Source organism: Psychromicrobium ferritrahens (genome assembly GCF_043789415.1).
In the GTDB taxonomy this organism is placed as follows: domain Bacteria; phylum Actinomycetota; class Actinomycetes; order Actinomycetales; family Micrococcaceae; genus Renibacterium.
Genome location: NZ_JBDLLW010000001.1, coordinates 1715769 through 1737232, shown reverse-complemented (window position 1 = coordinate 1737232; position 21464 = coordinate 1715769). Strand labels below are relative to the sequence as shown.

23 protein-coding genes are annotated in these 21464 nt (G+C 56.4%); 10 read left to right on the top strand and 13 right to left on the bottom strand.

Features of this window, described 5'->3' with window-relative positions; translation table 11 throughout:
* Positions 1-281: 281 nt before the first annotated feature.
* Together ABDK06_RS07985 and ABDK06_RS07980 are read left to right on the top strand one after the other, a co-directional pair.
* Positions 282-662: a hypothetical protein gene (locus ABDK06_RS07985; protein ID WP_394940427.1), complete on the top strand. Its 381-nt coding sequence runs from the start codon at positions 282-284 to the stop codon at positions 660-662.
* A gap of 74 nt (positions 663-736) precedes the next feature.
* Positions 737-1465 carry a hypothetical protein gene (locus ABDK06_RS07980; protein WP_394940426.1) on the top strand — a complete coding sequence of 243 codons (729 nt, stop codon included), beginning with the start codon at positions 737-739 and terminating at the stop codon, positions 1463-1465.
* A 179-nt stretch (positions 1466-1644) separates the two neighbouring features.
* Here ABDK06_RS07980 and ABDK06_RS07975 read toward each other — a convergent pair whose 3' ends face one another.
* A complete protein-coding gene (locus tag ABDK06_RS07975; RefSeq protein ID WP_394940425.1) occupies positions 1645-2034 on the bottom strand; it encodes a winged helix-turn-helix transcriptional regulator in 390 nt (129 codons plus the stop codon).
* Positions 2035-2117: 83 nt separating this feature from the next.
* Here ABDK06_RS07975 and ABDK06_RS07970 point away from each other — a divergent pair, with 83 nt between their 5' ends.
* On the top strand, positions 2118-2732 hold the full coding sequence (locus ABDK06_RS07970) for an NAD(P)-dependent oxidoreductase (protein ID WP_394940424.1): 615 nt from the start codon (positions 2118-2120) through the stop codon (positions 2730-2732).
* 3 nt (positions 2733-2735) lie between these two features.
* Here ABDK06_RS07970 and ABDK06_RS07965 read toward each other — a convergent pair whose 3' ends face one another.
* A complete protein-coding gene (locus ABDK06_RS07965) occupies positions 2736-4187 on the bottom strand; it encodes a glycosyltransferase family 87 protein (RefSeq protein ID WP_394940423.1) in 1452 nt (483 codons plus the stop codon).
* Between the two features lie 125 nt (positions 4188-4312).
* Between ABDK06_RS07965 and ABDK06_RS07960 the strand changes: the two genes are divergently transcribed.
* Positions 4313-4672, top strand: coding sequence for a DUF805 domain-containing protein (locus ABDK06_RS07960; RefSeq protein WP_394940422.1), 360 nt, complete (start codon positions 4313-4315; stop codon positions 4670-4672).
* 130 nt (positions 4673-4802) lie between these two features.
* On the opposite strand, the gene ABDK06_RS07955 is transcribed toward ABDK06_RS07960, so the two are convergent.
* From ABDK06_RS07955 to ABDK06_RS07945, 3 genes are all read right to left on the bottom strand, one after another.
* Entirely contained in the window at positions 4803-4934 is a 132-nt protein-coding gene (locus ABDK06_RS07955) for a hypothetical protein (protein ID WP_394940421.1), read from the bottom strand.
* A gap of 462 nt (positions 4935-5396) precedes the next feature.
* Positions 5397-6020: a histidine phosphatase family protein gene (locus ABDK06_RS07950; RefSeq protein WP_394940420.1), complete on the bottom strand. Its 624-nt coding sequence runs from the start codon at positions 6018-6020 to the stop codon at positions 5397-5399.
* Positions 6010-7473 carry a CCA tRNA nucleotidyltransferase gene (locus tag ABDK06_RS07945; RefSeq protein WP_394940419.1) on the bottom strand — a complete coding sequence of 488 codons (1464 nt, stop codon included), beginning with the start codon at positions 7471-7473 and terminating at the stop codon, positions 6010-6012. Before ABDK06_RS07945 ends, ABDK06_RS07950 begins: the two co-directional genes overlap by 11 nt.
* 40 nt (positions 7474-7513) lie before the next feature.
* Between ABDK06_RS07945 and ABDK06_RS07940 the strand changes: the two genes are divergently transcribed.
* From ABDK06_RS07940 to trxA, 4 genes are all read left to right on the top strand, one after another.
* Entirely contained in the window at positions 7514-8062 is a 549-nt protein-coding gene (locus tag ABDK06_RS07940; protein WP_394940418.1) for an NUDIX hydrolase, read from the top strand.
* Positions 8063-8189: 127 nt separating this feature from the next.
* A complete protein-coding gene (murJ, locus tag ABDK06_RS07935) occupies positions 8190-11321 on the top strand; it encodes a murein biosynthesis integral membrane protein MurJ (protein ID WP_394940417.1) in 3132 nt (1043 codons plus the stop codon).
* A 95-nt stretch (positions 11322-11416) separates the two neighbouring features.
* Positions 11417-12415 (top strand): thioredoxin-disulfide reductase, encoded by a 999-nt coding sequence (trxB, locus tag ABDK06_RS07930; protein WP_394940416.1) that lies wholly within the window; start codon positions 11417-11419, stop codon positions 12413-12415.
* Positions 12412-12738, top strand: a complete 327-nt coding sequence (trxA, locus tag ABDK06_RS07925; RefSeq protein ID WP_394940415.1) for a thioredoxin — start codon at positions 12412-12414, stop codon at positions 12736-12738. Before trxB ends, trxA begins: the two co-directional genes overlap by 4 nt.
* An 89-nt stretch (positions 12739-12827) precedes the next feature.
* Here the strand turns inward: trxA and ABDK06_RS07920 are convergent, their stop codons facing one another.
* From ABDK06_RS07920 to rpmH, 8 genes are all read right to left on the bottom strand, one after another.
* Positions 12828-13835, bottom strand: coding sequence for a ParB/RepB/Spo0J family partition protein (locus ABDK06_RS07920; RefSeq protein WP_394940414.1), 1008 nt, complete (start codon positions 13833-13835; stop codon positions 12828-12830).
* Positions 13836-13896: 61 nt separating this feature from the next.
* Positions 13897-14931 carry a ParA family protein gene (locus ABDK06_RS07915; RefSeq protein ID WP_394940413.1) on the bottom strand — a complete coding sequence of 345 codons (1035 nt, stop codon included), beginning with the start codon at positions 14929-14931 and terminating at the stop codon, positions 13897-13899.
* 61 nt (positions 14932-14992) lie between these two features.
* Positions 14993-15643 (bottom strand): 16S rRNA (guanine(527)-N(7))-methyltransferase RsmG, encoded by a 651-nt coding sequence (gene rsmG / locus ABDK06_RS07910; RefSeq protein WP_394940412.1) that lies wholly within the window; start codon positions 15641-15643, stop codon positions 14993-14995.
* A 6-nt stretch (positions 15644-15649) separates the two neighbouring features.
* Positions 15650-16186, bottom strand: coding sequence for a Jag family protein (locus tag ABDK06_RS07905; protein WP_394940411.1), 537 nt, complete (start codon positions 16184-16186; stop codon positions 15650-15652).
* Positions 16183-17154, bottom strand: coding sequence for a membrane protein insertase YidC (gene yidC / locus ABDK06_RS07900; RefSeq protein WP_394940410.1), 972 nt, complete (start codon positions 17152-17154; stop codon positions 16183-16185). The genes ABDK06_RS07905 and yidC overlap by 4 nt, the downstream gene beginning before the upstream one ends.
* A gap of 25 nt (positions 17155-17179) precedes the next feature.
* A complete protein-coding gene (yidD, locus tag ABDK06_RS07895) occupies positions 17180-17578 on the bottom strand; it encodes a membrane protein insertion efficiency factor YidD (protein WP_394940409.1) in 399 nt (132 codons plus the stop codon).
* Positions 17568-17957 (bottom strand): ribonuclease P protein component, encoded by a 390-nt coding sequence (gene rnpA, locus ABDK06_RS07890; RefSeq protein WP_394940408.1) that lies wholly within the window; start codon positions 17955-17957, stop codon positions 17568-17570. The genes yidD and rnpA overlap by 11 nt, the downstream gene beginning before the upstream one ends.
* Before the next feature lie 59 nt (positions 17958-18016).
* On the bottom strand, positions 18017-18154 hold the full coding sequence (gene rpmH, locus ABDK06_RS07885; RefSeq protein ID WP_074588526.1) for a 50S ribosomal protein L34: 138 nt from the start codon (positions 18152-18154) through the stop codon (positions 18017-18019).
* A 330-nt stretch (positions 18155-18484) separates the two neighbouring features.
* Here rpmH and dnaA point away from each other — a divergent pair, with 330 nt between their 5' ends.
* Together dnaA and dnaN are read left to right on the top strand one after the other, a co-directional pair.
* Positions 18485-19897: a chromosomal replication initiator protein DnaA gene (gene dnaA, locus ABDK06_RS07880; protein ID WP_394940407.1), complete on the top strand. Its 1413-nt coding sequence runs from the start codon at positions 18485-18487 to the stop codon at positions 19895-19897.
* Between the two features lie 440 nt (positions 19898-20337).
* Positions 20338-21462, top strand: coding sequence for a DNA polymerase III subunit beta (gene dnaN / locus ABDK06_RS07875; RefSeq protein WP_394940406.1), 1125 nt, complete (start codon positions 20338-20340; stop codon positions 21460-21462).
* The last annotated feature ends 2 nt before the right edge of the window (positions 21463-21464 follow it).

Here is a 21464-nt window from a genome sequence, read left to right as displayed (position 1 = left end):
CGATGGCTGGCTAAAAATCAGATAAGAAAATCCGCCCCTGGACAAACGCAAAAAAGCCACCTCAAATCATCGAGAATTCCGCCATCTGGCGGGGAAAAAATCTCCTGAGGCCGGGTATTCGATAGCCCTCCAGTGCGTTAAATGCACAATTCAGGTTTTTTTCGAACAATGCCTCAGCACGTGCCTCGGCTCTCCCTAAAGTTCTAGGCATGCACACAGAAACTGCAAAGTGTGCAGATCGATGAAGTGTCAGATTTGCAAATACCTACTAAGGAGCAAGTATGAAGCTTTTCACAAAGAGTCTTGTCGTGGCGGGTGTCAGTGCCGCATTAGCTCTCGGTGCAGCAGGCGTGGGAGCTGCACCGGCCCAGGCAATCAATTATCCAGACCCGGTTAACTGCGCTTGGAATACGACTTTCGGCGCGGATGACTATCTGCACCTCAAGATTGCGAACTTCTCCACCGGCCAGATCACTCCGCTGTGCTACGTGAACGCCGGCGTAATGACCGGGCTGAACGTCACGAATGTCTGGGGAATTCACTCAGGGAACAACGCCGGATGGATTGAGTTTCATACCGATTTCTGGGGTGTCAAAGTGTTCCCGAAGTGGTACGACGACAGCAATTACTACGGCACGGTTGCTGAAGTTGAAATCGACTAATAGGTGATCAGGTACTGATCATCCCGCCGTATCGTTCCTGGCTGAGCAGAACGACTACGACCCAGGTGGTGGCTGTGGCCAGCAAAGCCGCAGCCACCACCTACTGCACGATCCTCTTCGATGAACCACCTGATGGACGGAGCCAGATGACAGTGAAAGAAACTCAGGAGCCTCGCCGTGAATCGGCATTCCTGAGCGAATCAGCGAGCTCTCAGCAAGGCGGGAATGCAGCCAAAACCAAGAAGAGCGCACTGAATCGTACCGCCACTGCGGTGGCTATTCTGATCGTTCTTACAGCGCTGATCTTCACCGGCGGGTTCTTGCTGAGCTCAATGAATCAGCCGCAGGCAGCGCCTTCCCCGGACGCCGGCCCAAGCGCCCCCACCACGACTCCTTCTGCCACCCGAGTCAAGGGTTTGGACCTCCCCGAGAGAATCGTGCAGGACCCCGTGCAACTCGATAAAGCACTCGCTGCGGCTCATATTCCGCACAATATTCAGATCGTGCGGTTGAACAATATCGACGGTAAGACGGTTATTGGTTGCGCTGGAAATGACCAAGACGGCCTCCCTCAGCTTTATCAAGTGATGGGAGAGCCACCGCTGATGCACGAGCTCAGTGCCGGCGGAACCGGGCTCACCATCGATAAATCCCAGATGCCGGAAAACAGCAAGGTCAGATTCCTTTTCTGGTTGAAACCGGGCGACTCCAAACCCATGCCTCAACCCAGTATCGCTCTGCAGTCCGATACCACTCCACCCTGCGTGGCACCCACCGAACTTCCGAGCGCACCAGCCAAATAACCGAAGTCGGGCAGTGAATCGAGCACCATCTCCGAAGACCTCTTGCCGCGAACTCCGGCTGCGACTTCACGGGCCGAAATCAGGGATCGGAAGGCAATAGAACATCCTTGAACGCCGTCTGAGCCGCAGACCAAGCGCAGAGCCAGGGCCCGCCAGGCCCGGCAGCCACCAGCACGGCTTCAGCCGCGTGGGGAACCCGCCAGAATCGCAGTGTCCTGTGCTTCATCGAAGGCGTCTCGGGCCTGCATCATCTGCGCGGCATTGCTCTCTGCCCAGAACCGCAGAACCTTGAGCGGCTCCAAGAGAGTGCTGCCCAGCGGGGTCAGCTCGTAGTCAACCCTCGGCGGCACCTGGGGATACATGGTTCTGGTCACCAGTCCGTCCCGCTCCAGAGCACGCAGCGTATGAGTGAGGACCTTGGGCGTCACCACCGCGACCTTGGCCCGCAAATCACCGAATCTCATCGGCCCGTCTTCCAATACCTGAATCACCAGGGTGGCCCATTTGTCCCCAACCCGCTGAAAGACGATCCGAGAAGGACAATTCGGATCGAGAATATTCGTTTCCATAGTTACCTCTGGGGTACATAGTTTCATTGAAGCCATCAGTATCAATAAGATACTTTAGCACTATCGAAACTACAGGAGGAATCATGAAGATCGCCATCATCGGAGCAACTGGCATGGTCGGCCGCGAAATCAGCGCCGAAGCTCTGCGTCGCGGGCATCTGGTTACCGCAGCTAGCCGCAGTGGCAAAGCAGTGGAATCAGCCCCCGAAGCAACCGCCGTCTCGGTGGAACTGGGCGACGCCGCTGCGGTGAGCGCGCTGGCGCAAGCCAACGACGCCGTCGTACTGGCTACCGGCCCGAGCCGCACAGGAGGCGATCACCAGCAGTGGCTTGCCGCAAACCGTACCGCTCTGGAAGCCATTGGCGAGGTTCCCGTTCTGCTGATTGGTGGCGCGGGTTCGCTGCTCGTCAAGGGAAAGCGTTTAGTCGACGATCCTGCTTTCCCGGAGGCATATCGGCAGGAGGCCCTGACTCTCTCGGCGCTGCTGGAGGAGCTCAAAGAAGCTCCTGAAAGATTGAACTGGACGATGATTTCGCCCTCACCGCTGATCGCCCCCGGTCAGCGGACCGGTAACTACACCCTGGGGTTGGACAGCCCAGCCGGTGAGAAGATCTCCAGCCAGGATTTCGCGGTGGCGATCTTGGACGAGATTGAAAAGCCACAACATCAGCGGCGGCGTTTTACCGCGGCCAGCTGAGGCTCAGGGCAGGCCGTGGACCGGGGTAGTGGGCACGGTCTGCCCAAGCGCACTGCCGGTACTGCCCTCACCCGCTCCGCGAAGATCAGGAAGCCAGCCGAGCAAGGGATCGTCCGAACCAGAACGGCGGACGGCGTCATACTGCGGGTAGGCAATATCACGCACCACCAGAATGATCAGCAGTAAGGTCGCTATTCCTGAAGTGACTAAAGCCAGCACGAAATAGGGCAGATCGATGCCATGCTGTGAGTTGTTATCACCGAGGATGACGCCGAGGTAGAGCAATTGCGCCAGGTACCAGAGCACGCCGAAGACTTGCCAATTGAGTACCGCACGCCAGTTGGGCCTCGCCAGAGCAAGTAAAGGCAGCAACCACACCAGGTGTTCAGGCGCCGCATGCTTATCCACCAGCAAGAACCAGGCGACCAAGAGAAAGGCCAGGGCCGCGAGCCTAGGCGGTCGCTGCGATCGGAAGCAGAGAAAGATCACCGCAGCGATTCCCAGCAAGAGCAGCACCAGGGCTGCCCAGGAGGCTTCGACTCCGCTGAAACCGCTGCCTCCGAGACGTTGGGCGATAGCATTGATCGCCTGATAAACCGAGCCAGTGGATGCGTCATTCTGCCAGCCGTTGCTCCAGTAGCTCGCCCAGCTCACGGGGTTCAACATGATCGGCGGCAGATTGATCACCAGCCAGCTGAGCACAGCGCCGAGTAGCACCGGCAGTGAGGTCAGCGCAGCTGAGCGTCGCAACGTCACGAGAACAAGGGCGAGCAGAATCAAGGCCGGATAAGGCTGCACACAACAGGCCAGCCCAATCACCAGTCCGGAAAGCAACAGACGACGCCGAGACAGCAAGAAGCAGGCGATCGCGCTGAGTGAGGCCGCCCAGAGATCCCAACTCGAGAAAGCGGTGAAGAGCAGCAGTGGCGCAGCGGCGAAGATGGCGGCGTCCCATGGCCTGCGACGATTACTACGCGCCAGGGCCAGGGTGCCGATAATCCAGGCGATCACGAGGAATACTGCGCTCAGATCGAAGAATCCCAGCACTCGCGCCGAACCCGATCCAGCAAAACCGCTCAGCCAAGCGGTGACCCCGGCGATCAAACCGGCCAACGGGGGATAGTCAAAGACAGACCCCGGGGAGAAATAGGGAAAGAGCTCGGTCAGGTTCTGCTCTTTGAAGACATTCGGAATCTGCGAGTAACAGGTCGTTGAGAACTGATCCGGTGTGATCCAGCCCAGCTGCCGACAGTGATCCTTGAAGATCAAGGCGATGACTGCGGCGATCAGCACCATGATGACCAGGACGCTTTCCACTCCGAAGAAACCGTTGCGAATAAGGCCTGGGGAAGTTCTTCTGCCGAGTGGACCCCCGATGATCTCGGTGTTGTCCTTCAAGAATCGATCATCTCTGCTGGGCACCACGATGCGGCGGCGGGCTCGGCTCTGCTCCATGCCTTCGAGCATACTTGGTGAGCTCCAATGAACCGGGCAGCGGCTGCTGCCGAGCCACACAGCACTTCTCAGCCTGATGATCAACCGAATAGGATGAGGCATCTAGCGGCGAGAGGATCGGGACATTGTCATTCAGTGAGGCCATCCGCATTGTCTTCAAGAAGTATGCAGAGTTTAACGGGCGGGCTGATCGGGCCGAATTCTGGTGGTGGGTGCTATTCAACCTGTTGGTGCTGGCCGCACTGAATTTGTTCGCCGGCTTACCGCTCGGCGAAAGCACAAATCTGGGAACCTTGCTGGCTAGTCTTTGGAGCATCGGCGTCTTACTGCCGAGCCTGGCGGTTACTGTTCGACGACTGCGTGATGCTGGCTATCACTGGAAGCAAGTGTTCTGGGGGCTGATCCCCATCGCTGGAATTTTCATTGTGCTCTTCTTCGCGACTCAACCCACGAAAGACCAGAGGCTTACCCAGCTAACTGAGTAAAAGGCACTTCGCCAGAGGCGTTGCGAGCCAGCTGGTGCGTCAACTTAAACGAAGAAGCCCACGCTGGGCGGCGTGGGCCTCTTGCTTGGCTATTGGCTTGGAGGGAAACATCCGAGCCTCCTTAGAAGACTCAGCGGATGTTCAAGATGTTCATTGAGCGGAAATCGTTCTCTACCCGGTCACGCTGGCGCTGCACGCGCTCTGCGTCGATGGGGGTGAAGAAGATCCTTTTGATCGAGGACAGTGAAGGCATGGGGCTCATAGTGGTCACCTCCTTTGCGGCACGTTCATTGAATGATGAATGAGTACGGTGAGCGTTAGACACAATAACTCCTCTTTATTTAGTGAAAATAAAATTGAATGAGGCGCAACAATTAAAGCTGTTATTAAAACAGCTTTAATTGTGACGAAATAGGCGCGAATTAAATTACGTCGAGGGATTCAATACAGCAGCTACTGCTGCCATTCATCAGAGGAGTGCCAGAAGGCGGGGCTACAGCCTATGAAGCGCTGAGCATGCCACGAACCGGGGCCTTGCGAATGGCGGCGACGGTGTAACCGTACGCGGCTGAGGAAATTTTCGTATTCATTTCAAGGCCTCCCTTCTCATCGTGGCGAACGTCCAGGCGGATGCGCTGAACTCTTTTAATAAGATACAGCATTAAAAGTGGTTCTCAATACCAAATCGTGAAAATAACTTAAAAACTTTTCAATACCGCTAATCCTAGAGACCCCATTGCTCAATGGCGGGGGTGCGTTTATCCCAGCCGAGAGTGCAGACTTTCGCGGTCCCCAAGACGAAGTGCCTGCCCTGCCGCGGATCGAGATCCAGCCAGCGAGCGGTCAGCACTCGCAAGAAATGCCCGTGCGCCACGAGCAGTGTGTTCTTCGGCACCTGGCCCTCAAGCCGGCCGCTGGCCTGCGGCGTCATCACTCGAGCAATCACCGCGTCCGCCCGGGCAGCAACCTGCTCGAGCGTTTCTCCACCGGGCACCCCGTCATTCCAAATCAGATAACCGGGACGCTCGCGCCGCACTTCAGCGCTATTGACTCCCTCGTAGTCGCCATAGTCCCATTCGTGAGCCAGCGGCTCCACCACGACCTCAGGGAATCCTGCGAGTTCCGCGGTGCGCTGAGCTCTTTGCATAGGGGAACTGAGGACCAGATCAAACTCCACACCGGCGAGCACTGGGCGAGCGGAACGGGCTTGTTCTTCACCCAGTTCGGTGAGCGGAAGATCAGTCAATCCGGTGTACTGACCACTGCGCGACCATTCGGTCTCACCATGCCGAAGCAACCAGAGCTTCGGCAGAGTGACGTGGTCCCACGGTACTGATTCAATGCTCACGATGATCTTCCGTCGATTCTGTGCCTGGGTTCGCTTCGGATGGCTTGTTCTCGGCCCACCAAAGCCGAAGCCGGCGCTCGGCCTCCTGCTCGCCAAGCGGCCCGTCTTCCATCCTCTCATTGAGTAAGTACTTATAGGCACGCCCCACCAGCGGGCCGGGTCGGATGTCGAGCAAAGCCATGATCTGGGCACCGTCTAGATCTGGTCGGATGGACTCCAGTTCTTCCCGCTCAATGAGTTCTGCTACCCGGCGCTCCAAGTCGTCGTAGGCGAAGGCGAGCCGCTCAGCCTTTCGCTGATTGCGGGTGGTGACGTCGGAGCGGGTCAGCCGGTGCAGGCGCTCGAGCAACGGACCTGCATCCGTGACATAGCGACGCACCGCGGAATCAGTCCAGCCGGCGTCTCCGTAGCCGTAGAACCTCATATGCAGTTCCACCAGCCGGGCCACTGCCTTGATGGTGTCATTGTCAAAGCGCAGTGCTTTCATCCGCTTGGCGGTGAGCTTCGCTCCCACCACATCGTGATGCCGGAACGTCACTCCACCACTCGGTTCGAAGCGTCGAGTCGCCGGTTTTCCGACGTCGTGCATCAAGGCCGCGAACCGCAAGATGAAGTCCGGGCGCGGCACTGCACCATCCGGCCCGGTCTCCAGTGCCGCCGCCTGCTCCAGCACCTGCAAAGAATGCTGATAGACGTCTTTGTGCCGATGATGCTCATCCACTTCAAGGCGAAGTGCCGAAACCTCAGGCAGAACATGATCGGCCAGACCGCTGTTCACCAGAATATCCACGCCGAGGCGCGCCTGGGGCGCGCAGATCAACTTAGTCAGCTCATCACGCACGCGTTCGGCCGAAATGATCTTGATCCGCTCAGCCATTTCGATCATGGCGGCCTCGACTTCAGGATGCAGCGCAACCCCGAGTTGCGCGACGAAACGCGCCGCTCGCATCATCCTCAGCGGATCGTCTGAAAAAGAGTCCTCCGCCCGACCCGGCGTCCGCAGCAGCCCGCTGTGCAGGTCCTTGATGCCGCCGTAGGGATCGACGAGCTGCATGCTCGGCAACCGCAGGGCCATCGCATTCATGGTGAAATCCCGACGTCGCAGATCGGCTTCCAGCGAGTCCCCGAAATCCACCTCGGGCTTCCGGGAGTTCGGGTCATAGGACTCAGCACGGTAAGTGGTGACTTCAATGGTGAACTGACCCTTGCGCAAACCGATGGTGCCGAAGGCCCTGCCGATCTCCCAGAAGGCGTCAGACCAGCCTTTGATGACTCTGAGGATCTCATCCGGGGTGGCGTTGGAGGTGAAATCCAGGTCCGGCGATTGCCTGCCGAGAAAAAGATCGCGAACCGGTCCACCCACCAAGGAAAGCTCGAATCCGGCGTCAACAAAGCGTTGTCCCAGCTCAAGGACAACCGGATCGAGAGAGTCGCTGTTCAGAACCTGCATCATAGTTCCTTATATCCTGCCAGATTTCGTTAGAGTGGAATGCATGACCCGCCCCGTTCCCAGTGCACCCAAGCGCACGCCTTTGCCTTCGGCAATCGGCGCGCAGCAGGCTGCCGGGCAACAATTGAGCAGCGTTTCAGCACTGCCCACTGTTGAGGAAGTCTCTGCCGGCGGCGTGGTGGTCGATCAGCACGGAGACGATTTACGGGTGGCGATCATCGCCCGGCTGAACCGCGGAGGCCGGGTTGAGTGGTGCTTGCCCAAGGGGCACCCCGAGGGCACCGAAAGCCACGAACAAGCCGCCGTCCGTGAAATCGCCGAAGAAACCGGAATCAGCGGGGAGATCCTGGCCCCGTTGGGAAGTATCGACTACTGGTTCACGGTGACCGGCCACCGGGTGCACAAGACAGTGCATCATTTCCTGCTGCGCGCCACCGGTGGGGAACTCACCATCGAAAACGATCCGGACCACGAGGCGATCGACGTCGCCTGGGTAACCTTGAGCGATTTGGCGAAGCGGCTCTCCTTCCCCAATGAACGGCGAATCGCAGATCTGGCGAACGCCAGCTGGCCAAAGCACCTCAATTCTTAGCTGAGTAATCGCCACGAGATCACTCACTCCTGGCACGCCATGGTCCATGAAGCACAGCGGATCTGTTGACCGCCGAAAGCAGCCAAATCACTGGTTCAGTGGAATCAACATGGAATGATGGTGGCAAATGGCAGATTACAACCCCACCTCCAGCGAAGAGTCGTCAAGCGATCACCCCCGGGTCAATGTCGCGCGCTCCAGCGCTGTGATGGCCGCCGGAACCTTAGTCTCCCGCGGTTTAGGATTCTTCAAAGGTGTGCTCATCGCCTATGCTCTGGGCGCTCTGAGTGATATTTCGAATATCTTCGCGATCTCCAGCAACATACCAAATCTGCTCTACATCATGCTGGCGGGCGGGGTTTTCAATGCAGTGCTGGTGCCGCAGATCATTAAGGCCAGCAAATTACCGGACCGCGGTTCGGACTTCCTCAGTCGATTGCTCTCCCTCGGTGTGCTGTTCATGGCGGGAATCACCATAATCCTAACTTTGTGCGCCGGGCCGCTGATGGATTTTCTGACTCAATTCAGCGGCCGTCAGCTAGATCTTTCAGTCCAGTTCTCCATCTGGCTGATCCCGCAGATCTTCTTCTACGGTTTGTATGCTCTCCTGGGCCAAATTCTCAACGCCCACAGTCGTTTTGGCGCCTATATGTGGGCACCCGTGCTCAATAATCTGGTGGCAATCGCAGGAATTTTCGTTTTCATCCTGATCTGGAGCGGCAACACCAGTAATCCACATAATCCGGGGAACTGGAGCAGCAGTCAGACTGCGGTTCTAGCCGGCGCCACCACCTTGGGCGTTATTCTGCAAGCTTTGATCCTGCTCAGACCAGTGAGAAAACTCGGACTCCAATTGCGCCCGAAATGGGGCTGGCGTGGCATCGGACTGGGGGCCACCGGAAAGATCGCGGGCTGGGTAGTCGGCACCATGGTGGTTGGGCAGGCCTCTTATCTGGTGATCACTTGGGTGGCCACCAAAGTAGCGGAGAACTCCGGGGATCCCGGAATGTTCCTGTTCAGTCGGGCCAGCGATATCTATATCCTGCCGCACTCGATCATCGTGCTCTCGGTAGCCACGGTTCTTTTCAGCCGGATGGCGCGATCAGCTTCGAGTGGTAACAGACAAGAACTGCGCTCTTCGGTTTCGAAACTGCTGCGAACCGTCGGTGCAGCCACCATCTTCTTCGGCGGCGTATTACTGGTGCTCTCCGGTCAGCTGGGCATGCTACTAGGCGGTGGAGTGGCATCAGATGGCCTAGCCGTGGGTATCGCCGTGGCAATCCTGTCCATCGGATCTCCTTTCCTGAGTGCTAACTTCATGATCAATAGGGTGTTCTATGCCACCGAGGACGCCCGCACACCCTTCGTGCTGCAATGCATCCTTATTGTTTTCGGAGTGGCTTCGGCGCTGCTCGTCTCCTTGGTTCCATCGAATATCTTGATCTACAGCCTGCTCGGTACCGTGACCGTCGGCAATATCCTGGCGCCGTTCCTCTCCGGCTTCGTACTGCGCGGAAAGATCGGTGATTTCGGCGTCGCCAGGGTGATTCGTTCGCACGTGCAGTATCTGGTCGGAACCGTGATCGCTTCGCTCGTAGGAGCTCTGGTGCTTTTCGGCCTGGGCGGTGCGACGTTCTTGGGAAACCGTTTTGACGGTTTCGCCTGGCAGTCCACCTGGGCCGCGGTGCTGACCATCCTGGTGGTCGGTCTGGTGATGGCACTGACTTATTTCATGGCTCTCAAGCTGATGCGAGTCAGCGAGCTCGAAGAGCTGCTCGCACCGATACTTCGCCGTTTCGGCCGTTTAATCCCCGCTCAATCCACTGCGCATCGGATAGGATCGAAAGCCAAGGAGGGCAGCATCTTGTCGCAGTCTGTGGAAGTCGGTACGGTACTCGGCGGTCGCTATAAAGTAACCGCTCATGTTCTGGTCTCGGCCGAAGGCGATCAAGTGCTTGACGGCGTCGATCAAGTACTCAATCGTCCAGTGAGCATCGTCATCGCTGGGGAGGAAAACACCGAAAACCTCACACAGGGCGCTCGTGAAGTGGCCACTGGGGAACGCGATGCCGGGTTCCAGATCCTGGATCTCGGCCTGGGTGACGGCACCGCCTACATGATCGCGAGTAAGAGCCAGGCCGCGGACCTGCTCGATCTGCTGATTCCCACCAGTCCTTATGTGGAACCGCATTTCACCGATGCGCTCGGCGTCGACATCTTCGGCTCAGCACGCTCCGTAGAGCCCTCAATCGGCGGTTATGACTACGTCTACGAGGACAACACTCCCTTCATCCCCGAGAACCAAGCTCCCCCGAGAGCCACCTCTTTGCCCAATGTACCCCCGCCGCCAGCCGTTGCACCTCGCTCCGCTGGTACCGAATCCTCGGCTCACCCGCAGACCGCTCCGGAGGCAACTCAGAGCCCTAAGGTCTCCCGCTGGACGGAAGAGGAAACCAAGGTCAGTGCTGCGCCGGTGATCAGCAGTGGGATCAATGAGCCGATCACGGCTGCAGAACCCTCCGGGCGTAAGCCAGGGACCTTCCCAGCCGGTGCCGTGGCCTCCGTGAGAGAGACCAGCGATCTCGACACCGCCTACCAAGAGGACGACGAGATCAATGCCCCGCGAAGCGGCCGCTGGTTGGTCGGCGGAGTGCTTTTGCTGATTCTCGTTCTCGCCTTGATTTTTGCGGTGCCCGCCATCACGGGTCTTTTTTCCCATAATCAAGCTGCTCCCAGTAGCTCCAACTCAGCGGGTACTCAAAGCAGTTCAAGCGGCAATAACAGCAGTTCTCCCAGTGATGCTCCCACCGTGACGCCGGTGATCACCGGTATCACGCAGCAGGTTCAGGGCGTCACGACGCCCGCTAACTTTCCTGATGGGAAGCTTTCCAACCTTTTCGACGGCAATCCGGCTACCTTCTGGCAAACTCTCGAATTCACCAATGACACCTATATCGGCACCGCCAAGAGCATTGCCCTGGTCGTCCAGCTCAAGGACCCCTCGGACATCAGCTCGGTCAGCATCGCCCAATCCGGTGGTTCTGGCGGCAGCTTCGAGGTGTTGAGCAACAGCAAGCCAAGCCTCGCGGGCGCGAAGCAGATCGGCACCGGCAGCTTCACCGGGCCGAACATCACGATTCCAGCAATGGACGGAGCACCAGCCCAGTACGTGATTATCAACTTCACCCAGTTGCCGAAACAGCAATCACCGCGCACTTACCCCTATGCCCTGAAGATCGGGGAGATCACCATCAAGTAGGCTGGTGGTTCACCGGACCCGTCCGGAATAAGCCTTGCAACGAATAGGTTGTACAGGCCGAAGGAATCTATCACCTATCAAGGAGTTCTGCGTCCGTGAGCACTGAAACCAGTCAAAGTGATGTCCGCGATGTGATCATCGTTGGTTCCGGACCCGCTGGCTATACCGCAGCGATCTACACCGCACGTGCCGATCTCAAGCCGCTTGTTATCGCGGGGTCGGTGACCGCCGGTGGTGAACTGATGAACACGACCGAGGTGGAGAACTTCCCGGGATTCCCTGAGGGTGTGATGGGCCCGGATCTGATGGATAACCTCCAGCACCAAGCTGAGCGCTTCGGCGCCCAGATCGAGTACGACGATGTCACCGAGCTCTCGCTCGAAGGTCCTCTTAAGCACGTGACCACTGGCTCGGGTCAGCGCTACTCGGCTCGAAGCGTAATCATCTCAACCGGTTCCGCCTACCGTGAACTGGGCTTGGACGACGAGAAGCGACTTTCCGGGCGAGGAGTCAGCTGGTGTGCCACCTGTGACGGCTTCTTCTTCAAAGATCAGGATATTGCCGTGATCGGCGGAGGTGATTCCGCTATGGAGGAAGCGACCTTCCTGACTAAATTCGCGCGCTCCGTTACCGTGGTTCACCGGCGGGACTCGCTGCGAGCTTCCAAGATCATGCAAGAACGTGCCACCAGCAACGAGAAGATCCGGTTCATCTGGAACACCGAGGTCGTCGGTATCAGCGGTGAAGACAAGGTCTCCGCCCTGACGCTTCGGAACGTGCAAACGAATGAAGAATCCGAATTGACGGTAACCGGATTATTTGTTGCTATAGGTAACGATCCTCGTGTTGATCTGGTCCGTGGAATACTGCAGTTAGGCCCTGAAGGCACCATTGCCGTAGAGGGTCGATCCTCCCGAACCAGCCTGGCCGGCGTCTTTGCAGCCGGTGACGTTGTTGACCCGACCTATCGTCAAGCAGTGACCGCGGCTGGCTCTGGTTGCGTTGCCGCTTTGGACGTCGAGCACTACCTAGCGAGTCTGAATAATCACGAACTCATTTTATCCGACGCAGTCTCTGAAGGAGCCGCATCATGAGCAATGCCAAAGCCGTTACCGACGATACCTTCCAGAGTGAAGTTCTCGGTTCAGAGAAACCTGTAATTGTTGATTTCTGGGCTGAATGGTGTGGACCTTGTCGCAAGCTTGGTCCCATCCTGGATGACATCTCGGTTCAGTACGCTGACAAAGTTGAGGTTGTCAAAGTGGATGTTGATGAGAACCCTCGAATCGCCGCCGAATACGGCATCACCTCGATTCCCGCGGTTTTCCTTTTCTCCGGGGGAGAGCTGAAGAACACCGTGATCGGCGCCAAGCCGAAGCCGTTCTTCGAGCAAGAGTTTGCTGAGTACTTGAAGTAGATTCATCTGGCGACTTAACTCAGAAAGGCCCGTTGTTTCACGTGAAACAACGGGCCTTTCTGTTATTCGAAGAGTAACTAACGGAGCCTCTAGTCTTCCGGGTTCAGAACTGCCATGATCCTATTCAGATCCTCTACCGATGCGAACTCGATACTCACCTTTCCCTTTCGGGCACCCAAGGAGATCTTCACGTTCGTATCCAATCGGTCAGCCAACGAGCTGGCTAAGAAATCAAGTCGTTCGTGACGTGCCGTGGCTCGCTCAGAGGCCGGTCGTTTTCCCGCAGATCCTTGCCACAGCGCGACCGCCTCTTCCGTGGCTCGAACAGACATACCCTCAGCCACGATTCTCTGAGCTAACTTTTCCATCGCCTCCGAATCTGGAAGCGATAGCAACGCTCTGGCATGACCGGCGGAGAGAACACCGGCGGCAACCCGGCGCTGTACCGCAGCAGGAAGCTTCAATAACCTCAGGGTATTTGAAACCTGGGGCCGCGAACGTCCAATCCGATCAGCCAGTTCCTCATGTGTCGTACCAAAATCCTCAAGAAGCTGTTGGTATGCGGCTGCTTCTTCTAGGGGATTCAACTGACTGCGGTGTAAGTTCTCCAAGAGAGCATCTCGGAGCAGATCATCATCCGAGGTCTCTCGAATAATCGCTGGAATGGTCTGCATGCCCGCGGCTTGACTCGCCCGCCAGCGACGCTCCCCCATCACCAATTCATAAAGTTCTCCACCCGGCTCAGTGTTTTTACGCACCACAATGGGTTGCAAAACACCTATTTCACGAATGGAATGCACCAGCTCAGCCATATCATCTTCATCAAAGACCGAGCGTGGCTGTTTATGATTAGGTTGAATCGAGGTCAGATCGAGCTGAGCAAAGCTAGCTCCTGGCACTTCAACCAACTCTGGCGTTTCACGTGAAACCTTTTGAGTGGGGGCTTTCTTGGCCGCACCCTCTGGAAAAAACAGATCAACGGGGCGGGAAGTGTTTGGCTCTGTTTCACGTGAAACATCTGAAGAGGGAATCAGTGCACCCAGACCACGGCCCAAACCGCGTCGTTGCTTATCGGAAACGGGACGTTTTTCAGCCACTGGAACACCTATCTAGATCTGTACGGATTGCGCTCTGCGTATAGAAACAATCCTAGCCTCTCTATACCGCTCGATCAGCCAATTCGGCAGCAGCCTCAAGATATCCCAGGGCTCCAGTGGAGGAGGGATCATAAGTCATCACCGTCTGCTGAAAGCTGGGAGCTTCCGAGATGCGAACCGAACGGGGGATGACAGCTTTCAAAACCAATTCCGGAAAGTGTTCCCGAACGTCGGCAGCAACCTGAGCAGCTAGATTTGTCCTAGCGTCGTACATAGTGAGCAAAATAGTAGAGACCGAAAGCTCGCTGTTCAAATGCTTCTGGATCATGCTCACATTGTTCAACAACTGACTCAGGCCCTCCAGGGCGTAGTACTCGCATTGAATAGGAATAAGCACTTCGGAAGCGGCACAGAAAGCATTGACCGTAAGGAGTCCTAAGCTGGGCGGGCAATCGATGAAAATATAATCCAACCGAGGAAGTCCATTCGCGGCACGTTCTTCGACGTAGGCCGCAATCGCTTTCCGCAATCTCTGTTCACGAGCCACCAAAGACACCAACTCAAGATCAGCGCCAGCCAGATGTATGGTAGCCGGAGCACAATAGAGATTATCCAGATCCGGGCTTGCAGCCACCACATCAGCAAGAGGAACATCGTCAATCAGAACTTCGTAAATACTCTCGACATCGGCCCGATGATCGACCCCGAGAGCCGTTGAAGCATTGCCTTGCGGATCCATGTCGATCACCAGAACCTGCAGACCCGCAGCAGCCAGGGCGGCCGCAATATTGACGGCAGTCGTCGTCTTACCTACGCCGCCCTTCTGATTAGCCACAGTAAGAATTCGGGTAGACGGCGGCTTGGGCAACTTACGACCTAGCAGCTTCTCACGTCGCCTGGTTTCATTGGCGAGCTCACGACCAATCGGGCTCTCGTCATCCACATCGTCGATAACGCTCTTTCCGGACTTTGTTTCACGTGAAACCATATCAACACCAAGCTTATCTACTGAATTAGATTGACTTATGCTCGAAAGGCTTGAACTAAGAGCACTAAAAGAAGGAATTCGCTGCGCTGAATCCCGTTGTTTGCTCACTTTCACTGCCTTCCTCTGCACCGTCGATCATCGTCAACAGCTACTAGCCTACCGGGCGAAGTCACGCATTCTCGTCCGGGCGTCCCACCCTGATCCGGACAACCGTAGTAGGTTCCGTCAAGACAGTTGATCCAGCGGTCAGAACCTCGGGCTGAGAGCCTCCCAGTTTACGAAGAACCTTTGCTGCCTTGGTGATCTCCTCCTGGGCGCTACGTCCCTTGATCGCCAACACCTGGCCCGATCCATGCAGTAAAGGAACGGTCAGTGGCAGCAATTTATCCAGCGCGGAAACCGCACGCGCCGTAACGACTTCACAGTCAACCTCGTTGATCGCCTGCTCAGCCCTCATTCGCAAGACCCTGACGGACGTCAGAGCAAGGTCCGCAATAACTTCTTCCAGCCAGATCACCCTGCGCTCCAGAGGCTCAATGAGCGTCACTTCCAAATCGGGGCGGGCAATCGCCACGCACAGCCCCGGCAGACCCGCGCCGCTTCCGACGTCGGCCAGATGTGCGTCCCGGGGAATGAACTCTGCTAAGACCGCGCAATTCAGCACATGCCGATCCCACAGTCTTGGCACTTCACGCGGACCGATCAATCCACGTTCAATCCCCGATGTTGCCAAGTGGCGAACATATCTCTCAGCGAGCGGTAAGCGAGCACCGAAAACGGTATGAGCTGCTGCCGCCAACTCTGGACTTAGATCTGACATAACTGGCTATTCGGCAGCGCTGATCACAATGTGGCGAGCAGAACCTTCGCCTTCAGATTCACTGATGAAACCAAGTTCAGCGACGGCGTCGTGAACGATTTTACGTTCATAGGCGCCCATCGGCTGCAGGGCAGTGGGCTGACCCGACTCCTTCACCTGAGCGACGGCGTCTTCAGCAATTTTGGCCAAGACTCCTGCGCGCTCCTGCCGGTAACCCGTGATGTCCAGTACCAGCCTGGAACGATGACCGGTTGCGGAGAGCACATTGAGCCTGGTGAGTTCCTGAAGGGCCTCCAGCACCTCTCCATCCCGCCCGACCAGGTTATTCAGCGCCTGGCTCTGCTCATCGGTGACAATTGAGAGATAGCTGCGGCCGTTGCGGACCTCAATATCAATATCTCCATCGATATCAGCGATATCCAGCAATTCCTCAAGGTAATCCGCGGCGACGTCGCCCTCTTCTTCAAGGCGACTGACCGTGGGTGCCTGCTCTTCGGCTTCTACTGCGGCAGCTGACTCTTCAACAGGTAGTTCGGCGGTCATGATCTCTTCTTTCGATTCTTGCGTTGCGGCTGGGCACGCTGACCCTTGGGTTCTTCGACTACTTCAGCGACCGGCTCAGGCTTCTTAAGATTGCCGATCAGTGGCAATCCTTTGGCTTCGCGGCGCTTCATGTACTCGCGGTATGCGGGGGAGCCCGGTGTGGGCATCCGGCGGATCACGAAGAATTGCTGCCCCATGGTCCAGAGGTTGGTGGTCGTCCAGTAAATCAGGACACCGATCGGGAAGTTGATGCCGCCCACGCCGAAGACCAACGGCAAGATATAAAGCATCAGTTTCTGCTGACGCATGAAGGGCGAAGCCATCGCTTCATCACTCATATTCTTGGCCATGATCTGCTTCTGAGTGATGAACTGGGAAGCGATCATCGCCAAGATCATCACCAGAGAAAGGATGATCACCGAAACATTGGGATTGCCGTTCTGAATCATTGGCAAGAAAGCGTCGGAGAGTCGAGCCCCGAAAATATCTGCGTTGTCGAACTGCTTGATCTGATCCGCGCTCAAAGCGAAGATTCCCTGGTTGTTCTGGCTGGCATGTGAGACGCCGGAAAGCACCTGGAACAGTGAGAAGAAGAAAGGCATCTGAATCAGAATCGGCAAGCAGGCCGAGAACGGATTGGTTCCGTGCGATTTGTAGAGGGCCATCTGCTCTTGCGCCATCGCCTGGCGAGAGAGCTGATCGGTCTTACCTTTGTACTTGGCCTGCAGTTTCTTCATCTCGGGTTGTAGCGCCTGCATGCCGCGCTGTGCTTTGATCTGCCGGACAAAAACCGGAATCAAAGCCGCTCGGATCACCAAAACGAGTCCTACGATGGACAGCGTCCAGGTCCATCCCGAACTGGAAGGCAGGCCGATAAAAGTGAAACCTTCATGGAAGGCCCACATGATCCAGGACACCAGCCATTTGAATGGCGTCAGGATCGTTCCGAAGAATCCAAAGAGATCCATAGTTCGCTATTTTCCCCTCTAAGCCTCAGGCAGCCCGGTTCAAAGAACCGTCCCCGTCGTGCAGGTGGTCAAGGTAACGCTCAGGATGGTTGAGCACTACAATCCGCGGCGTTTCCTCGATGGGACGCCCGGCAAAATTTTGGTGTACATGACGATGCGCCGGCACATGATCGATACCCCCGGCGCTCCAAGGATGGCACCTCAGCAAGCGCCTGACCGCAAGATAGCTGCCGCGTACCGCACCATGAATCGTGATCGCTTCAAGAGCGTATCCAGAGCAACTGGGGAAATATCGGCAGACCTGCCCATAGAGCGGCGAAATCAGCAGTCGATAGCCCTTGAGTAAGAGGATGAGTAACTGACGAGGAATATTCCACAGAAAATTTCCAAGGGAAAGCACGGCACGTAATGCGCTAGTCAGCATGCCTCACCTTTCCCTCAGAACCCTTACCGGAATCCCGTTTCGTGGTCTTATCCAAGTTTGCCTGCAGGGCAGAGCTGTAGTCTTTCGACAACTCTTGCCAACTCGCTGTAGCAGCAGCCGGCAAAGCTCTCACCACAATTCTCAGGCCGACCGGGCGCTGTGAAACGGTGGAGGCAGCAGCAGCGCGTAACCGGCGTCTTATCCGATTACGAACCACAGCATTGCCCACCGTCTTAGCGACAATAAAGCCAACACGGCTCGGCCCCGTTGGTTCAACGAGCGTATATAACACCAAGTTCCGGCGCCCAGATCGGACGCCGGAACGGACGGTGTATGAAAAATCGTTCGCCGAACGGATGCGGTGAGGTGCTGGAAGCACGGCTGATCTCTGATCTCAGAACAGAATGAAGAGCACGCTAACAGCCCAGAGTCATCGACCTAAGCCGACAGCTCAACGCGTCCCTTAGACCGGCGTGCAGCCAGAATGGCGCGGCCGGCGCGGGTACGCATCCGCAGACGGAAGCCATGTTTTTTGGCACGACGGCGGTTATTCGGCTGAAAAGTCCGCTTGCTCACGGTGTCAACTCCAAGAAAATCGTGGACGCGCCGAGGCTGTTGCGACTGGGGAAGAAACAGGCCGACGCTGAAATATCGTGTGCCTGAAAACAGGCACAAAGGACTTCCTAACGTTAGGCCATGGGTGACCGGCCAGTCAAACTGAGCCTCCGGTACACCACGGATAGCCAACAATCCGCGTAAGTTATCCACAAGGAAGGGCTGCACCGCCGCTGTGCTACCCGATGCCCTGCCAATCCCATACTCTTGATGGATGACCCTTCGTTATCGGTTCAGATTAAACATCGAACGACGGCGCTCGGTCCACAGCCTAATCACGACGGGGAAAGCATGAGCACTGATAGCACGGACGACGTCACAGCAGCCTGGCGAAAAGTAGTCAAGATCCTCGAAGCTGATGAACACGTCTCTCCCCGGCAACGAGGTTTCATTGTTCTCGCCCAGGCACAGGGACTGATCGGCTCGACGCTGCTGGTAGCGGTACCCAACGAACTCACCAGAGAAGTACTACAGAATCAGATCAAGGGTTCATTGGACCTAGCCTTGCGCGAAGTCTTCGGCGAAGACGTGCTGTGCGCGATCAGCATCGACACCGAACTACCGCCGGTGCAGGACGAAGAACCAATCGTCGAAACAGTTGAACAGGATTCAGACTCCGAAGCAGAATCCAAACCGCAACCGACGCCACCGAGCACTTCCAATGAATTCGGCCGTCTCAATCCAAAATATCTCTTCGATACCTTCGTGATCGGGCAATCAAATCGTTTTGCCCATGCAGCTGCGGTAGCCGTCGCGGAGGCTCCTGCTAAGGCCTACAACCCACTCTTTATTTACGGCGATTCGGGGCTAGGGAAAACCCATTTGCTGCACGCCATCGGGCACTACGCCCGACGGCTCTACAGCGGAATCCGGGTTCGCTACGTGAATTCAGAAGAATTCACTAACGAATTCATCAACTCGATCCGGTATGACGAAGGCACCAGCTTCAAAACCACCTACCGGAATGTCGACATCCTACTGATCGACGACATTCAGTTCCTCTCCGGTAAAGAGGCAACCCAGGAAGAGTTCTTCCACACCTTCAATGCACTGCACAATCACAATAAGCAGGTGGTCATCACTTCCGATCTTCCACCCAAGCAACTCTCTGGTTTCGAAGAACGGATGCGTTCCCGCTTCGAATGGGGGCTGCTCACCGACGTACAGCCACCTGAATTAGAAACCCGAATCGCGATCCTGCGGAAGAAAGCGATCGGCGAAGGCTTGCACGCTCCGGATGATGTGCTGGAGTACATCGCCTCAAAAATATCCACGAATATCAGGGAACTTGAGGGAGCACTGATCAGGGTCACGGCTTTTGCCTCGCTCAACCGACAAGAGGTTGATGTGAACCTCGCCGAAGCCGTGCTGAAGGACTTGATTACCGACGACGGCGATCAACAGATCACCGCGGCTACCATCCTTGGCCAGACCTCTAAGTACTTCAAGCTCAGCCTTGAAGAGCTCCGCTCTAAATCGAGAACCCGGACCTTGGTCAATGCGCGACAGATCGCTATGTATCTGTGCCGTGAGCTGACTGATCTCTCGTTACCCAAGATCGGCCAGGAGCTGGGCGGTAGAGATCACACCACGGTGATCCACGCCGACCGTAAGATTCGCGAACTGATGGCTGAGCGTCGAACCATTTTCAACCAAGTGACGGAACTCACTAACTTGATCAAACAGCAGCAACGCGAGGGTTGAAGTTCAGCTTGAGGGATAGTTTTTAACAGCTGTGGAAAACTATGTGGATTACATCGTGGACAATCCACCCTCAACTGCTAACAACTTCCCTCCAACTGTGGAACCTGGAAATGACAAGAAAAGTTGTCCACCACTGGAAAAGCAAGCACTGTCACTGAACCAACATTTTGTGCACAAGCAAAAACAGCCAAAAACCAAGCCGAGAGTGACTTATCCACAGTATCCACAGCTGTTATTAACACTACGAATCCCATTAATCTGTTCTTCCAAAAAACAACTACCCATTCCTGATCCACCCACAGAACGTCCTCCGCCAAGACAACTCGACTCACGAAGTAGCCAGCAAGCCAGCACATGGACGAATGAGAGTCGGAAGCAGCTAAGCTGTTGGAGAGTATGTCGTTTAGAGCAACAACCTGAAGAAAAGGGGCACCCTAGCCGTGAAGTTCCGAGTCGAACGGGATGTTCTCAATGATGCAGTGGGATGGGCAGCTCGAGCGCTTTCCCCACGACCACCTGTTCCGGTGCTCTCTGGCCTTTTGTTAAAAGCCGAATCAGGTACTTTGAGTCTTTCCAGCTTCGACTACGAGATCTCTGCTCGTCTGGAAATTCCGGCGGACATCTCGGAAGAGGGGACGATCCTGGTTTCGGGCCGCTTACTAGCGGATATTTGCCGGAGTCTGCCATCCGCCCCGGTGGAGGTCAGCACTGAAGGCTCGAAAGTCATTTTGAGTTGCCGTAATTCCCGCTTCAACCTGGCCACCATGCCCGAAGCAGATTACCCGGAGTTGCCAGCTCTTCCGCAGTTGAGCGGTACGGTTGCTGGTGATGCTTTTGCCAAGGCCGTGGCACAGGTGACAGTAGCTGCCAGCAAAGATGACACGCTGCCCATTTTGGCCGGCGTCAAAATTGAGATCGAGGACGATCTGATCACCTTGCTCGCCACTGACCGCTACCGCCTGGCCATGCGAGAATTGCATTGGAAGCCAGCGGTTCCCGGAATCTCTACCTCGGCACTGGTGAAGGCCAAGACGCTGAGCGAAGTCGCCAAGACTCTGGGCGGTGCGGGGGAGATCAATATCGCGCTTTCAGATAACTCCGAGCTGATCGGCTTTGAGAGCGGTGGCCGGAGAACGACTTCACTGCTGGTAGATGGCGACTACCCCAAGATCCGTTCGCTCTTCCCGGACAGCACCCCGATCCATGCCACGGTGGAAACTAGCACCTTGATCGAGGCTGTGCGACGAGTAGCCCTGGTCGCGGAGCGCAACACCCCGGTTCGCTTGGCTTTCACCGACGGTCAACTCAGCCTGGACGCAGGCACCGGCGAAGACGCTCAGGCCTCAGAAGCCTTGGAATCGGGACTTTCCGGTGAGGAGATCACGGTAGCTTTCAATCCGCACTATCTGAGTGAGGGCCTGGGTGCCTTCGAAAGCAAATATGTGCGTTTTTCCTTCACTTCTGCGCCTAAACCGGTCATGATGACGGCGCAGAATGACATCGATGGCGATGATCAAGACGACTACCGCTACCTGGTCATGCCGGTTCGGTTACCCAATCAATAATT